General features: G+C 27.2%; 15 protein-coding genes. 3 read left to right on the plus strand and 12 right to left on the minus strand.

Going from position 1 to position 15465, the window contains the following annotated elements; all coding sequences use genetic code 11:
• From ACYUEX_RS06125 to ACYUEX_RS06145, 5 genes are all read right to left on the minus strand, one after another.
• The coding region (locus ACYUEX_RS06125; RefSeq protein WP_460287676.1) for a class II fructose-bisphosphate aldolase at positions 1-161 on the minus strand (161 nt) is incomplete at its 3' end.
• 178 nt (positions 162-339) lie between these two features.
• Positions 340-1077 (minus strand): MurR/RpiR family transcriptional regulator, encoded by a 738-nt coding sequence (locus ACYUEX_RS06130; RefSeq protein WP_460287067.1) that lies wholly within the window; start codon positions 1075-1077, stop codon positions 340-342.
• Between the two features lie 226 nt (positions 1078-1303).
• Positions 1304-3094, minus strand: a complete 1791-nt coding sequence (locus ACYUEX_RS06135; RefSeq protein WP_460287068.1) for a WG repeat-containing protein — start codon at positions 3092-3094, stop codon at positions 1304-1306.
• Positions 3095-3218: 124 nt separating this feature from the next.
• Positions 3219-4607 (minus strand): dihydropyrimidinase, encoded by a 1389-nt coding sequence (hydA, locus tag ACYUEX_RS06140; protein ID WP_460287069.1) that lies wholly within the window; start codon positions 4605-4607, stop codon positions 3219-3221.
• Between the two features lie 220 nt (positions 4608-4827).
• Complete coding sequence (locus ACYUEX_RS06145; protein ID WP_460287070.1) at positions 4828-5775, minus strand: DUF7916 family protein; 948 nt, start codon at positions 5773-5775, stop codon at positions 4828-4830.
• A 165-nt stretch (positions 5776-5940) separates the two neighbouring features.
• Here ACYUEX_RS06145 and ACYUEX_RS06150 point away from each other — a divergent pair, with 165 nt between their 5' ends.
• Positions 5941-7611 carry a DUF2207 domain-containing protein gene (locus ACYUEX_RS06150; RefSeq protein ID WP_460287071.1) on the plus strand — a complete coding sequence of 557 codons (1671 nt, stop codon included), beginning with the start codon at positions 5941-5943 and terminating at the stop codon, positions 7609-7611.
• 154 nt (positions 7612-7765) lie between these two features.
• Positions 7766-8659, plus strand: a complete 894-nt coding sequence (locus tag ACYUEX_RS06155; RefSeq protein ID WP_460287072.1) for a DUF1002 domain-containing protein — start codon at positions 7766-7768, stop codon at positions 8657-8659.
• 30 nt (positions 8660-8689) lie between these two features.
• On the opposite strand, the gene ybaK is transcribed toward ACYUEX_RS06155, so the two are convergent.
• The 7 genes from ybaK to ACYUEX_RS06190 all read right to left on the minus strand — a co-directional run bounded on the left by ybaK (position 8690) and on the right by ACYUEX_RS06190 (position 13742).
• The gene (gene ybaK, locus ACYUEX_RS06160) at positions 8690-9157 is read right to left on the minus strand and encodes a Cys-tRNA(Pro) deacylase (RefSeq protein WP_460287073.1); all 468 of its coding nucleotides are present in this window, start codon (positions 9155-9157) and stop codon (positions 8690-8692) included.
• A gap of 365 nt (positions 9158-9522) precedes the next feature.
• Positions 9523-9720, minus strand: a complete 198-nt coding sequence (locus tag ACYUEX_RS06165) for a DUF4177 domain-containing protein (protein WP_411167708.1) — start codon at positions 9718-9720, stop codon at positions 9523-9525.
• A gap of 51 nt (positions 9721-9771) precedes the next feature.
• Complete coding sequence (gene arsB / locus ACYUEX_RS06170) at positions 9772-10827, minus strand: ACR3 family arsenite efflux transporter (protein ID WP_460287074.1); 1056 nt, start codon at positions 10825-10827, stop codon at positions 9772-9774.
• A gap of 9 nt (positions 10828-10836) precedes the next feature.
• Complete coding sequence (locus ACYUEX_RS06175; RefSeq protein WP_460287075.1) at positions 10837-11241, minus strand: arsenate reductase/protein-tyrosine-phosphatase family protein; 405 nt, start codon at positions 11239-11241, stop codon at positions 10837-10839.
• Positions 11242-11256: 15 nt separating this feature from the next.
• Complete coding sequence (gene arsA / locus ACYUEX_RS06180) at positions 11257-13002, minus strand: arsenical pump-driving ATPase (RefSeq protein ID WP_460287076.1); 1746 nt, start codon at positions 13000-13002, stop codon at positions 11257-11259.
• Positions 13003-13022: 20 nt separating this feature from the next.
• The gene (gene arsD, locus ACYUEX_RS06185) at positions 13023-13391 is read right to left on the minus strand and encodes an arsenite efflux transporter metallochaperone ArsD (protein ID WP_460287077.1); all 369 of its coding nucleotides are present in this window, start codon (positions 13389-13391) and stop codon (positions 13023-13025) included.
• A 24-nt stretch (positions 13392-13415) separates the two neighbouring features.
• On the minus strand, positions 13416-13742 hold the full coding sequence (locus tag ACYUEX_RS06190; RefSeq protein ID WP_460287078.1) for an ArsR/SmtB family transcription factor: 327 nt from the start codon (positions 13740-13742) through the stop codon (positions 13416-13418).
• A gap of 564 nt (positions 13743-14306) precedes the next feature.
• Between ACYUEX_RS06190 and ACYUEX_RS06195 the strand changes: the two genes are divergently transcribed.
• Positions 14307-15458 carry a double-cubane-cluster-containing anaerobic reductase gene (locus tag ACYUEX_RS06195; protein WP_460287079.1) on the plus strand — a complete coding sequence of 384 codons (1152 nt, stop codon included), beginning with the start codon at positions 14307-14309 and terminating at the stop codon, positions 15456-15458.
• The last annotated feature ends 7 nt before the right edge of the window (positions 15459-15465 follow it).

A 15465-nucleotide genomic window follows, 5' to 3' on the forward strand; every position in this document is an offset into this window, starting at 1 on the left:
GTTGATGGTGTACCTGCTAAAATTACTGGTGATTTTAATTCAGCTGCTGTATCTACCACTACTTGTAATGTTTCTAAGTTATGAATATTAAATGCTGGTACAGCATATCCTTCTCTTTGAGCTTTCTTTAACATTTCTCTTGTTGATATTATACTTTTCATAATGTACCTCCAATTTTCTTTTCTATGATTTAATTTTATCACTTATATTAAGAAAATGTTTTCACAAAAATCAAAGTTATTTTTCAAGCTACTCTGTAAGTTTGGCTATTTTACTTGATTATAATAAAAAAAGTATTTTGAAAATTGCTTTAATCTGATTTTCAAAATACTTTTTTATCTATATTATTAAATAATCTATTATTGCTCTTGAAATAATAGATAGTGGTAGCCTTGATGTTACTTCAAATTCTTTAATTGATGTTCTAGATTGCTTGTATCCAATTAATGTTACATCTGAATACTCTTCTAAAATACCTTTTCTTACACAGCAACATGTAACCACCCTTGCCCCTGATTTCTTTGCACTTTTAACTGATTCTAATATTTCTTTTGTTTCTGATCTTAATGAAAAAGCAATAACTACATCTTCTCTATCTATTGTTTTACAAATTTTCATCATTATATTAGGATCTACAATTAGAAAGGTATTATAACCTAAAAGTTGAAGCTTTAAATTAAACTCCTGTGCCACTAGCTCTGTAAGACCTCTTGCTAATATGTAAATACGTTTAGATTCTTTTATTATTTTAACTATATTTAAAACATTTGTTATGGAGATATTTTCAATAGTTTTAGTTACTTCTATTAAAGATTTCCCTAGTATTTCATTTACTTTTTTAGAATCATAATTATGCTCTTCCTTAGCTGAAATCTTATATCTTAACTCTGAAAATCCCTCAAACCCACACTTTTTAATTGTTCTTGATACAGTCGCTGGTGAAGTAAAGGATTCTTCTGCTACGTCTACAATAGACATATTAGATAACTTATTTGTATTTGAATTTATATAATCAACTACAGATTTTTCTGTAGGGGTAAGCTTCTCAAACAACTCATTGCTAACCTCTATTATCATTTTTATCACCTTACTTAATATATATTTTCTTTAATTATATAATATTTAGTATAACTAATAAATATATCATCTTATTTATAACTATTATAAATAATTATGAAATTGTATAATAATCAGCAATTTAAAGTTATTATTTAGATTGTTATAATTTTTATTATCATTTACGAGTATATTATATAAGTGTGGAATCTATTACAAGTAATTTTAGTAATAGATTCCATAATTATTATTTTAAATATTTATAAAAATCCCCTTCTTTATTTAAAAGCATATCAATATTGCTAAAAGGTATCTTGAATGTAATAAATCCAGCAGAATAAGGTCCTATTTCATATGGAGGATAGTAAATATATAAATTGTTTTCGTCTATATAAAAATCTTGATTTTCTGTTATGCCTTTAAACGCATCCTTAAATACATATTCATAATTAGGATCTTTTTTTATCATTTCATCTATTATTTTATTTAATTCATCTTTCCAATTTGAACTTACTTTAAATAAATCTTCTAATTTATAAAAATTACCTGTAATTAAATTTATAGTAGGTGTTTTCCTTGTAGGCATTCCATGAGCTGCACCTAATGGATAATAGTATCCAACTAAATCTAGTGTTAATATATTATTTTTATAGAATAGAATAGTAAAATTTCCATAGTAATCATAAGTTAATACATCTTCACTAGTTATAATTATATTTTCTACTTTTTTATCTTCATCATAAGGTCTAAATAAAGACATCTCTTTTAATTTTAAGTTTATGTTCTCTTCTACCTCTTTACTTTTCAATCCAGTTACACTAGGTATATATATTAAATAATTAATATTAGGTTTATATTTATTAATAAAAATTGAGTAATCTTTACTTAATTTAATTTCTTTATTTGGTTCATATACTATATTTTTATTTTTATCTAAATAATATGGTGAATAATCTATATCTGCATATATTAAATCTCCCTTTAGTCTTAATTCTCCACTACCTTCAACTATTGGTAAGTCCTTAACTACTACCCCATTTTTATCTATAAAAAATGTTTTTTTCTCATCTGATGCATAGGATAAACCATTAAAAAAACTGCCTACTTCTCTATATATAAATTTTGTTAAAAGTGTTCCACTTGTATCTGCAATAGCATAAATGCTTCTAGTTACGAGTTTATCTTTTCCTATTGGCAAGCCTAATGCTAATTTTTCTTCTCCTAAGTATCTAATGTCATTATATATTTCACCATAAATAGCTTTTCCTAATTTATCAATAACTCCAAATGTCCCATTTGCTTTAAATTCTAAACTAACTATAGCTGCTCCATCATTAAATTTATCAGCATATGCATATTTAGGTGATATAACTATTTCACCATCTTTATTTATATATCCATAAGGTCCACCTAGAAGTCTGGAAAATGTCATTAAGCCTTCCCCATATGGGCCAACGTACTGATAATTGTAAGTGTTAACCACATTTCCATTTAAATCTATTAAAGCGAATTCTTCATCCTTAACTTTCACTATGGCAAATCCATCATTAAAATCAGAAGCTTCCATATACTTATATTCGACTATCTCATTCCCATCTAAATCTATATATCCGTATTTATAATTGTTATCAATTTTTTTCTCTATTACAGCACGTCCATTATTATAATTTCCTATATAGTCGTACTTTGCTTCTGTTATTTTATATCCTTTTTCATCTAATACTCCCATTTTTGAATTTTGTACATAAACTGCTCTATTTTCTTTATAAGGATTTATACTTTCATATTTCTCAGTAGATATATAATTTCCTTTTGTATCAATTAGCCTAAAAATACTATCCTCTGAAACTATTGCTACCCCATAATTGTTAAAATCGTATGCGCTATTGAATTTAAATGGAATTATAATATTTTTATCTTTATTTATATATCCATATCTCTTACCATTTATAGTATTAGTAAGAGCTGGATACAAGTAAAAGTCCCTATTTTTAATATTTTTCTTTTTATTTTCTTTTTTATGTTTTTTTCTTTTCATATAGCCTCTCAAAAATTTATTAATAATAGCTATTATATTTATATATTTATGTATTAGACACACTATTTTAAATAATACCTCTATAATAGAAATAGGAGATAATTATTCTTATCTCCTACTTCCATTATAAAGATTTAAATAAACCTTTTCTCTTTATAAATTTTCCAAATCCTTTTTTTCCTATAAACTTATTATCTTTGGCTATAATTTCACCTCTTAATATAGTGTATATAGGATATCCTTTTACTTTAATTCCTTCATAAGCCGTATAATCAACATTTGAATGTAAATCGCTATTTGTTATGATTTTTTCTATATTAGGATCAATTATAACTATATCTCCGTCTGCTCCTACTTGTATTGATCCTTTTTTAGGATACAATCCAAATACTTTAGCTGGATTTGTACAGCATACTTCAACAAATTTATTTATAGTGATTTTTCCTTTCATTACTCCCTCTGAAAAAATTAAAGGCATTCTTTCTTCTATTCCTGGAGCTCCATTTGGACATTTTGTAAAATCATCTTTTCCAAGTTGTTTATCCTTGCTAAATGAAAATGGACAATGATCTGTTGCTATAGTTTGTATATACTCATCATTAATACCTCTCCATAAAGAGTTTATATCATCTTCTTTCCTTAATGGAGGACTCATAATGTATTTTAACCCTTCATTATTTTCTAAATCGTATTTGCTATTTTCTAAAACTAGATATTGAGGACATGTCTCAGCATATATATTCTGCCCTCTATCTCTTGCCATTTTTATATAACTTAACCCTAAAGCTGATGATAGATGAACTATATAAAGGGGGGCATCCTCCGCAATAGATGCTAAGTTGATCATTCTATTTACAGCCTCACCTTCCGCTTCTACAGGTCTACTTAATGGATGATACTTAGGAGTCTTTAATCCATTTTTCACATAATACTCTCTTAAGAGTTTTATACTTCCATGGTTTTCACAATGAACAGTTGTAATTCCTCCAAGGTCTTTAAGTCTGTTTAATACCTTTAAAACTTCTTCATCATTAACCATATAATCATATGTTAAATAAACTTTAAAACTTGGTATCCCTTCTTCATTAACTATCTCTTCCATTTCATTAAGTATTTCTTCATTTACATGCTGTATAACTCCATGAAAACTGTAATCTATTACTGCATTTTTATTAGCATATCCATGATATACATCAACTTGATGTTTTAAATTACATCCCTTTGGTCCAAAACCCATGTGATCAACTATGGTAGTTGTCCCTCCACAAGCTGCTGCTACTGTTCCAGTGTAAAAATCATCATTTGCAACTGCAATTCCTACATCTAAATTTAAATGAGTATGAACATCTACCCCGCCAGGTAAAACATATTTGCCTTTAGCATCTATTATTTCTTCACTAAATCTATTTATATTTATTCCAATTTCTTTTATAATACCATCCTCAATATATATATCTCCTATATATGTATCACTAGCTGTCACAATTGTACCATTTTTTATTAGTAATGACATTGGATTCACTTCTCTTTCTTACATGAATTTATAATATACAATACCGCTTACATTATTTATTATATATTAGCAATGAATATGCCAAATGATATTTGGTTATACCGACTAAATTTCTAGTCTAATTTAATATCATTTTGAGAATTAATTATTATTTTGATAAGCAATAAAGCTTTAGCAATATAAAATATCATTAAAGCTTTATTGTAAATAATTAATATTTTTATCTTAATATTGATTGTGCCATTCTTCTATAAGTATGCCTTATCCCCCTTATTGTAACTGATAAGGCCATTATATTTTCAGGTAAAGCTATTCCAAAAGTGCCGCAATCTCCAATATGTTGTATATCTGCTCCAGCCATTTTTGAAGTTAATGCTATTTGCTCTATAATACTTTTACTTGAGCCTTCTTGTGAAGTTCCTATTGTAGTCATAGCAAGAGCGTCACTTTCATGAATAATCCCAATTATTTTCTTTGCTAAGTCTAAATCATACCCTGGTACAGTTCCTGGAGCTGGTATTAATATCACATCTGCTCCAGAATCTATAAAGCTTTTTATAGCACCTTCATCATATATATTACCACTGCCTGCACCATGCATCTTTCCTGCAATTATCAATGTACTATTTCCTAATACTTCCTTAGCAAGTTTTATTCCTTCACAAATAGTTTTTTCGTTAACTCCTGTATTTGGATTGCCTGTTATAACTATATAATCAAAACCATACTCTTTAACTTTTTCAAGATTATTTTTATTTAATCTATAACCTCTTTCATAGTTACTTCCCTCTGGTACAGGCTCCAAATTTACTCCTACCATTCTACCAACTAATTTTTTTATATTTCTTATATAATCTTTATTTACTATATTAGATTTTATTTGATCTTCTATTTTATTAGCTAAGCCATCTATCCCTGAAAGTAAATTAGCTCCTCCATCTATTCCAAAAATAAAAGGCTTTTCAAAGTTAAACGTATTTAAAGTTATCATATCAGCTCCAAAACTTGCAGCAAGCTCTAAATTCGATACTTCTCTTATATATGGAGTATAACTTATAATAGTTTCTGACATAACAGTTCTTCCCTCTGAGTTCTTTATTATCTCCTTAAGTGTATTCTTATCTAAACTTTCGATATCACCTGTTGTTAATTCAAATATTCTTTTCATCAATCTACTCTCCTAATAATTCCCATATATTCTATTATACAGTATTTTGTTTTTAAATAAAAACATTAATCAAAAGGAACATTAATTCTATCTAAATACTATTTAGCAATATGGAGAAAATACATATTATATGCTATCCTAATAAATATAAGGGGGTAAAAAATAATGAAAAAACTAATTTTCTTTTTAACTTTATTATTTTCACTAACAATTCCTATTGTTGTATCTGCAGACAATAAATATTATTCAATTGATAATTTATTAATAAATGCAGAGATACAAAGCAATGGAGATGTTTTAGTAAATGATGAGTTTACTTATACTTTTAATGGAAATTTTAATGGTATTTATTTGAACTTAAATTTAAATGGTTCTAAAGGATATTCAATTTACAATGTAACAATAGAAGATAATGATGGATTATATAATTTAGAAAACAAAGATGATAAATCAAATAATAGCTATGAAATTATAAATACTGGTGATAAAGTTCAAGTAAAAATTTATTCTAAAAGTAGCAATGAAAAAAAGAAATTTAAAATTCAGTATTTAGTAAACTCTGCTGCTGTAAAGTATGAAGATTTTAGTTCATTAAACTGGAGCTTTTACACTGCCTCAAAAGAACATCCAGTTAATGATATTGAACTAAATATCAATTTGAATTCAACTAATTTTAATGCTAATAATCTGTATTACACAGTTTATGGTGATGGTAGCTTTAGTACTGAAACTACAGAAAATAAAATTAAAATTAATGGAGAAAATTTAACTTCTGATTTAGGTATTGATTTAAGGTTTCAAAAAGAATTTCTTACAATACCATCAGTAGAAAAAAATAATAATACAAATATTATAGACAAAAATATGAATAAACATGTAGAAAAAGGTTCTTCTAATATGTTATTACCTATACTAATTCCATCTTCATTAATTTTATTAATAGCTTTAACTTTCTATCTTTCAAGCAAACGCTCAAAAAAGATCTTCAATGAAGCTTTAAATGAATATAGATCAAATTTTGTTTTTATAGAAGAGGATGTATTAACTTCTCCGCCTTCTAATTTAAGTCCTACTTTAGTTGCATATTTATATGATAAGAATAATATTCAATGGTCTATAGTTCCTTCTACACTTATGTATCTTGCAAATAAAGGTTTTTATAAGTTAAGTAGTGATCTATCAGATGAAAATGAACTTGTTAATGTTAAGTTTAAAAGAATAAAGGATAGTTCAAGATGTGAATATTCGCATTTAAAGATTTTAATGGATTGGTTTAAGACATATGAAGATAGTAATAATGAATTTTCATTAAACTCTATAAAAACAAAAATTGATGTCAGTAAAAATATAGCTAAAAACTTTCATAATTCATATTGGGACTTTATAAACGAAATTAGATTAAATGGAAGATCTAACAATTATTATATAAATATTAAAGATAAAGAAGTATTGACTAACGATGCTTATAACGAATATCTTAAGTGGTTTGCTTATAAAAAATATTTATTGTCACTAATAAATAGTAAAAATATATCTAATATAAAAGAATCAATTATATATGCTTCTGCATTAGGAATAAGTTATTATGATTTGGAGATAGATCCAAAAGACATTAAAGAAAACTCTCTTTTTGATAATAATTTTAATACTTCTTTTTATAGTTATTATATGACTAATGCATTTTTATTTAATGAAATACACAATTCAACAAATAATAATTACAATAATAATTCAAACTTTAATAATAGCATGGATTTTAGTAACAATAGTTTTAATGATTTTTCATCTGGAGGAGGTTTCTCTGGTGGTGGTGGCGGAGATTCTGGTGCTTTTTAATATCAATCACGGAGGTCTATTTTATTAGACTTCCTTTTATATTTTAAATTTTTGTTAGTAAATTCTTAAATAAATCTTAAAAGCCTTCTATTTTTTTAGTTTCTTTAATAATATTAAAGTAAAGTAATATTATATTTTAAAAAGGAGTTTTATTATGAAAAAAAATATACTAAAGCTAATTACAGCTTGTACTGTTGCTCTTTCTTTATTTAGTTTTACTGTACAAGCTCAAAATAAGGAAAGAGTAACTTTTGGTATTGACTTAACAGATGCTCAGGAAGCTCAAATGTTAAAAGAATTTGGAGTTTCAGAAAATGAAGTTAGTATAGATAGAATAACTAATGATGATATAATCAAACAATTAGGTCTAGATGCTAATGATAAATCAAATTATCAAGGAGGATGCTACTCTTCTTCTTACGTTAAACTTACTAATAATGGTGGGATACAAGTAAAATCTAATAATTTAACTGAAGTAACCTCTCTTATGCTTTCAAATGCTCTAGTTACATCTGGAGTAACTAATGCTGAAATTAAAGCAAGCTCACCATTTCCTGTTACAGGAACCTCTGCTCTATCAGGAATATTAAAGGGTTTTGAAAGTGCTAAAGGTGAAGAATTATCATTAAAAAATAAAAAGACAGCTCAAGAAGAAATAGAAACTACTTCAGAGCTTGGAGAAGAAATTGGATATGACGAAGCTGCTAAAGTTATAAATGATGTAAAAACAAAAGTTATAAAAGAAGCACCAAAAAACAGTGAAGAAATTTCTAAAATAGTTGATAATGTTACAAAGAATTATACAGTTCAAATATCAGATGAACAAAAAGAAGAAATAAAAGCTTTAATGGTTAATATAAATGACTTAGATATAGATTACGATAATGTTAAAGATACTTTGAAAAATATAGGTAATCAGATATCAGAAGCACTTAAAAAGTCTGGCAAGGATATTCAAGATAGTGGATTCTTTCAAGGTCTTTTTGATGCAATAGGTAATTTTTTCTCTGAAATTTTTAGTTGGATAGAAAGCTTATTTAATAAATAATAAAAACTCCCTTTTGGGAGTTTTTATTATTTATACTATATCTGCTAACTGAAACCTGATAACTTTACTTAATTCATCTAAACTTAGTTCTACCTGATATCCTATTTTACCAGCACTAAAAATAAATGTTTCAAGCTCCTCAACAGATATATCAATTGTAGTAACGAAAGATTTCTTCATTCCAATAGGTGAACATCCTCCGTGAATATATCCTGTTAATGGCAATAATTCTTTTGATTTTATCATTTCAATAGATTTCTCACCAACACTTTTTGCTGCTTTTTTTAAATTTAATTCTTTTTCTACTGGTATTACAAAAACATAGTAATTCTTTGATTTTCCAACTGTTACAAGTGTTTTAAAGACCTGCTTAGGATCTTGTCCTAATGCATTAGCAACTTCCAATCCACTTATAGCATCAGTGTCTACATAACAATAACTATTATAATTACTTTTCTTTTTATCTAAAATTCTCATTACATTTGTTTTTTCATCCATATCGTATCCCTCCAAATAATATAATTATATCACTTTATATAAATATTACTATTTAAAGCATACCATAAAATAATTTAATAAAAAGATTATCATTTATTGAAGTTCAGGAACCACTTTTTTATGATTCATTTATTATTTTTATACTTCTATTTCATAAAAATAGAGTAAAGATAATACTTTACTCTATTCCTTTATATATTATATAATCAAACTAGCTGGTATATAAAATTTAATTTATGTGTTTTAGCGGACCATTAATTAATTAATTAATTTCTATACTGGCTATTTTTATATTTAAAATCATATACTCACCTTTATTACGTAATTCTCTATTTTATTAATCAATTTAAGAACATTTTTAATGATTAAACAATTTCCCTTTTAAATATTACTGAACCTTCATCTGACTTTGGAATCCAGCCTACACCTTCATGAGGCTTTGTTAATCCCCCTACTAATTCCCATCCTGCTTCTCCATAATTGTTAAGCTCTTTTTGTAATTCTTCTGAATCACCTAATCCTTTTATAGAGTTTATTTCGATAACTTTGTATTCCCACTTCATAAATCATATGACCTCCTTTCTATTATTAATATTAATACATAAAATATTATTCTACTTTTCAATAGGAAACCACTTTCTTGTTTTGTTTGCAATTTTAACTAAAGTTAACATTACCGGAACTTCAACTAAAACCCCAACTACCGTTGCAAGTGCAGCTCCTGATTGTAAGCCAAAAAGTGAAATTGCTACTGCTACTGCAAGTTCAAAGAAATTACTTGCTCCTATCATTCCTGCTGGTGCTGCAATACTATGAGGTAACTTCCAAAGTTTTGCCCAAACATATGCAAATCCGAAAATTAAAAAAGTTTGAATTGTAAGCGGAATTGCAATTAATAATATGTGAATTGGATTGTTTAATATAGTATCCCCTTGGAATGAAAATATTATTATTAAAGTTAAAAGTAATCCTACTATAGTTACATTATCAAACTTTTTTAAAAATACATTTTCAAAATAATCCTTCCCCTTGCTTTTAATTACTAAAGTTCTTGTACCGAAACCTAGTACTAAAGGAATTACAACAAATAATACAGTTGATAATATTAGAGTTTCAAATGGTATCGATACATCACTTACACCTAGTAAAAATGCTACTATAGGTGCAAAAGCTACTAAAATAATTAAGTCATTTACTGCTACTTGAACTAGAGTATAAGCTGGATCTCCTTTAGTTAAGTGACTCCATACAAATACCATAGCTGTACAAGGTGCTGCTCCTAATAAAACTGCTCCTGATAAGTACTCCTTAGCTAACTCAGGTGCAATAATTCCCTTAAATACTACAAATAAGAAAAATGCTCCTATTGCATACATTGTAAATGGCTTTATTAACCAATTTGTCACGCAAGTCACAATAAGTCCTTTTGGCTTTTTTGTAGCATTTAAAATACTTGAGAAATCTATTTTTAACATCATTGGATATATCATAAGCCATATCAAAATAGCTACTGGTATTGATACATTGTAATATTCAAACTTGTTTAATGTTTCAGGAATAATAGGTAAAAATTGACCAACTAATATTCCTACAACTATGCAAGCAGCAACCCATAATGTTAGGTACTTTTCGAAGACTCCCAGTCCCTTTCCTTTATTTTCTTCTCCCATAATTACCTCCTATATTTCATTATCTTTAATTCTTCTTGCTAAATCTTTTACTTTTTCCTCTATAGTTTTTGCGACTTTAATAAATTCTTTATCACTCTTACCAGTAGGATCTTCTAATCCCCAATCCTCAACATGGCTAGCTAATATAACAGGACACACAACATTACATCCCATTTTTATAGCAATATCTACACCTGGTATATCAATAAGTAGTTTAGACTTTTGAGTTTCATTCATATCTACTTTATACAATTCCTTAATTATTCTTACTGCATCTTGATTAATTTCAGGTTTAGTTTCAGTTCCTGCTGAATAACTTTCAAAAATCTCGCTTCCATATAGTTTACCTAATGCTTCTGCCATTTGTGATCTACATGAATTATGAACACATATAAATGCTACCTTCTTTTTCATCTTTAATATCTCCTTCTATTTAATTATTTCTAACAATTTGTCTCCTTTTACTTCTTCTGCTTTCCATTCTATTACTGCAAAGTTTCCATTTGATATTTCATCTACTTTGTTAATCCACTTTATTTCATTGCTAGCCTTAGATTTTAATATATCATTACTTGTATTAGTTGCATAAAGGCTTGAGTTTATAACCCACCACTTACTATTTATACCTGCTCTGTTTAAATCTTTCTGTAATCTCATAGCCTCATAAACAGGAGTTGTTTCAGCTAAAGTTACAATTATAACTTCTGTATCTTTTTCATTTCTTAGTTTAGGTAAAAGCTTTTTAACTGATTCTGGTATATCCCCTTCTGATCTTTGAATCTCTCTATGATAGCTTTGCGTTGAATCTAGAAGTAATAAGGTATGACCAGTAGGTGCAGTATCTATAACTACAACTTCATTTTCTGACTTTTCAACTATCTCAGCAAAAGCTCTAAAAACTGCAATTTCTTGAGTACAAGGTGATCTTAAATCTTCTTCAATATACTCAATATCAGTGTCACTCATTGTTTCTCTTGCTTTACTTAAAACTTCTTCCTTATACTTTTCTAGTTCTTCTTTTTCATCAATACTACTCAAAGTTATTCCATAACCTTCATCTATAACAAAGTTTAAATTAGCTGCTGGATCTGTTGTCGTTAAGTGAACCTTCTTCCCCTTTTTAGCTAATCCAATTGCTATAGCTGCTGCAATAGTTGTTTTACCTACTCCGCCTTTTCCCATTGTAAAAATAACCTTTTTATTAGTATTGAATAAATCATCTATAACATTATTTAATCTCGGAATAGATTCTGCATTTACTAAATCTGTGCTTACTTTAATATTATTATTTTTCAATAATGATCTTACGTTTTCAATCCCTGTTATATTATAAGGTCTTAATGGTATTTCATAAGTTATAAGATTTTTTAATCCTTTTGGAATCTCTTCTAATGCACTTTGTTGTTTATCATATAATGCAGTAGATAATTCATCATCATAATTTTGTAAAACTCCATTTATAACTAATATTTGATTTTTAACACCAATATCTTTAAGTTCATTTGATGCTCTTTCGGCTTCTTTTAATGGTGATGGTTCTGGTCTTGAGACTAGAATAAGTGTAGTCTTCTTGTCATCAGCTAAATTAGAAACTGCATTTTTATAAACTTCTTTTTTACTTTCAAGTCCTGATAATTGTCCTAAACATGATGCTCCATGAGTATTTTCACTTATAAAATTACTCCAAGCTGATGGTAATTGAAGCATTCTTAATGTATGTCCAGTTGGAGCAGTATCAAAAATTATATGATCAAACTCATTAGCTGCTTTTTCATCAGTAATAAATGAAGAAAACTCATTAAAAGCAGCAATTTCAACAGTACAAGAACCTGAAAGTTGTTCTTCCATATTATTTAGCACAGCTTCTGGTAATTTTCCTCTATATGGTGCTATAACACTTTCTTTATATTCTGCTGCTGCTTGTTCAGGATCAAAATTAGCAACTAGTAAATTAGGAACATCCTTTATTTGAACTCCTTTATTATTTAACTCTGTATTAAAAACATCTTGAAGATTAGATGCAGGATCAGTACTAATCAACATTATCTTCTTACCTTCATCAGCTAAAGATACTGCTGTTGCACAAGCTGTTGAAGTCTTACCTACTCCACCTTTTCCAGTGAAGAATAAATATTTAGTTAAGTTTATCTCTTTTATATCAAATGCTTTGTACACCTATATCACTCCTTTTAAATTTAACAGCATCCACCTTTACAACAGCAATTATTAGTTTTTTTAGATTCAGCTTTTAATAGCTCCGCAGATATTCCTAATAGAGTACAAAATTCATCATTAGTAGGATAACTACCTGCTTTTACAATCTCACCATCAACCATTGTTACTGGAAGGATCTCAACTCCCTTTTTCATTAAAACTTCATTTATTGTTTTGTTATCAACAAATATTTGAGGGTTGCTTGTTAAGTTGTATCTTTCAACTAATATTCCTTTGCTATTTAAGTTATTTATTATTGTAGAAACCCTTAAAAGTTCTGGATTTACAGATGGTCCACAAACTCCTGTGGAACAACACATTGCTGGATCAAAAATAATCATTTTTTTCATAATAATATACACTCCTTTAGATTTTTAATCTTTTTTACATACACATTCCTTTTGCTTACAAATGCATTCCTCGGTATCAGTAATAATATTCATTAAATTTAGAATTAACCTGTTAGCATTAGTGGTATGTAATTTATAATAATTCCATATGCCTTCTTTCCTCGATAATACTAACCCACATTCAGTTAAAACTTTTATATGATGAGATAATGTAGGTTGAGTGAAATTAAAGTTTTCTAGTAAATCACAAGCACATTTTTCACCACAAGATAAAATATCTAGTATTTTTAATCTATTAGGATCTCCTAGTGCTTTAAAAATTTTTGCATTTACTTCATAATTATTATTCATACTAATCCTCCTTATATAGATAACCTTCTATATATAAATATAGATTATTATCTATATACTGTCAATATCTAGCTTATTATTACTTATATTACAAAACATTATATTGATGTATATCTATATGATATGATTTAATATTGACTTTGTTACTATTATATAGTAACAAATTTATTGTTAAGATTAATAAAATATTATTTTTTATTACTAATATCAAATCTAGATGAAAAGCAGAAATAATAACAAAATTTCTTTTTTAAATATGCTATTGTCATCGCCATTTTATCTCAAAATTCATCTCTCAGTCCTTTATTAAATTGTAATTTCATACTATTATTTCTATTTATCATTGCGAATTTTTTGTTTAAATTTGTATATAATGTAAAATAATTTACTATCTTAGTAAGTTTATGGTAAAATATTATTATAAATAAAATATGTTAATTAAAAATACATAATACATTTTTAATATTTTAAATTCTACTATGGTTTTAACTCTTTAGATATATAAACAAGTTTTTTATTTCTTGTTTTTATATAATTGACTAACTCAAAAGGAGATTGAGATTTATGAAACTACAAAAAGAATTACCAGAAATTTTTGAAACCTTTGGAGAAATAAGAAGAAACTCATTTCTTACAGCCAAAGAACTTAAAGAAAAAGATATTCCTTTAATCGGTGTATTTTGCACATACTTTCCTCAAGAAATAGCTTTAGCTATGGGAGCTTCAACAGTTTCACTATGTGCTTCTTCTGATGAAACCATCCCAGATGCTGAACAGGATTTACCTCGTAATCTATGCCCATTGATTAAATCTAGCTATGGTTTTGGAAAGACAGATAAATGTCCATTTTTCTATTTTTCAGATTTAGTTGTTGGAGAAACTACTTGTGATGGAAAAAAGAAAATGTATGAATATCTTTCAGAGTTTAAACCTGTCCATGTTATGGAATTACCAAACTCTCAAAGTGAAGATGGCTTTAAACTTTGGAAAAATGAAATTATAAGATTGAAAGATACCTTAGAAAATCAATTTAAAACAACTATTAGTGAAGAAAACATAAGAAAAGCTATAAAAATAAAAAATAATGAAAGAAAAGCTCTTAAGGAGTTTTATGAATTAGGAAAGTTAGATCCTGTACCTTTAAAGGGACAAGATATATTTAAAGTTTTAAATGGGACAACCTTCTCTTTTGATAAAGAAGCTATTCCAAATCAATTATATGGTTTAATAGAAAAAATTAAATCTGAATATGATAGCAATGAAAAATATGAATCTAAACCTAGAATACTAATTACTGGTTGCCCTTTAGGAGCTGCAACTGAAAAAGTTATAAAAGCTATTGAAGATAATGGTGCATATGTTGTAGCTTTTGAAAATTGTACTGGAGCTAAAGCTGTTGATGAATTAGTTGATGAAGAAAATCCTGATGTTTATGATGCACTAGCTCGTAAATATTTATCTATTGGCTGCTCTTGCATGACTCCTAATCCAAATCGCATAAAACTTCTTGACAGGATGATTGAAGAGTATAGAGTTGATGCTGTTGTAGATGTTATTTTAACAGCTTGCCATACTTATAATATTGAAACACTAGCTATTAAAAGGTTCACAAATAACGAAAAGAAAATTCCATATATGAGTGTTGAAACAGATTTTTCTACTAGTGATATTGGTCAATTGAATACAAGAATGGCTGCTTTTATAGAAATGCTTTAATTTTATA

This window comes from Clostridium sp. CTA-7 (assembly GCF_054768095.1).

What these genes read in the sequence shown, in the direction of transcription:
- ACYUEX_RS06130 (WP_460287067.1), bottom strand. Translation starts at nt 1,077, where the DNA reads ATGATAATAGAGGTTAGCAATGAGTTGTTTGAGAAGCTTACCCCTACA.
- ACYUEX_RS06135 (WP_460287068.1), bottom strand. Translation starts at nt 3,094, where the DNA reads ATGAAAAGAAAAAAACATAAAAAAGAAAATAAAAAGAAAAATATTAAA.
- hydA (WP_460287069.1), bottom strand. Translation starts at nt 4,607, where the DNA reads ATGTCATTACTAATAAAAAATGGTACAATTGTGACAGCTAGTGATACA.
- ACYUEX_RS06145 (WP_460287070.1), bottom strand. Translation starts at nt 5,775, where the DNA reads ATGAAAAGAATATTTGAATTAACAACAGGTGATATCGAAAGTTTAGAT.
- ACYUEX_RS06150 (WP_460287071.1), top strand. Translation starts at nt 5,941, where the DNA reads ATGAAAAAACTAATTTTCTTTTTAACTTTATTATTTTCACTAACAATT.
- ACYUEX_RS06155 (WP_460287072.1), top strand. Translation starts at nt 7,766, where the DNA reads ATGAAAAAAAATATACTAAAGCTAATTACAGCTTGTACTGTTGCTCTT.
- ybaK (WP_460287073.1), bottom strand. Translation starts at nt 9,157, where the DNA reads ATGGATGAAAAAACAAATGTAATGAGAATTTTAGATAAAAAGAAAAGT.
- ACYUEX_RS06165 (WP_411167708.1), bottom strand. Translation starts at nt 9,720, where the DNA reads ATGAAGTGGGAATACAAAGTTATCGAAATAAACTCTATAAAAGGATTA.
- arsB (WP_460287074.1), bottom strand. Translation starts at nt 10,827, where the DNA reads ATGGGAGAAGAAAATAAAGGAAAGGGACTGGGAGTCTTCGAAAAGTAC.
- ACYUEX_RS06175 (WP_460287075.1), bottom strand. Translation starts at nt 11,241, where the DNA reads ATGAAAAAGAAGGTAGCATTTATATGTGTTCATAATTCATGTAGATCA.
- arsD (WP_460287077.1), bottom strand. Translation starts at nt 13,391, where the DNA reads ATGAAAAAAATGATTATTTTTGATCCAGCAATGTGTTGTTCCACAGGA.
- ACYUEX_RS06190 (WP_460287078.1), bottom strand. Translation starts at nt 13,742, where the DNA reads ATGAATAATAATTATGAAGTAAATGCAAAAATTTTTAAAGCACTAGGA.
- ACYUEX_RS06195 (WP_460287079.1), top strand. Translation starts at nt 14,307, where the DNA reads ATGAAACTACAAAAAGAATTACCAGAAATTTTTGAAACCTTTGGAGAA.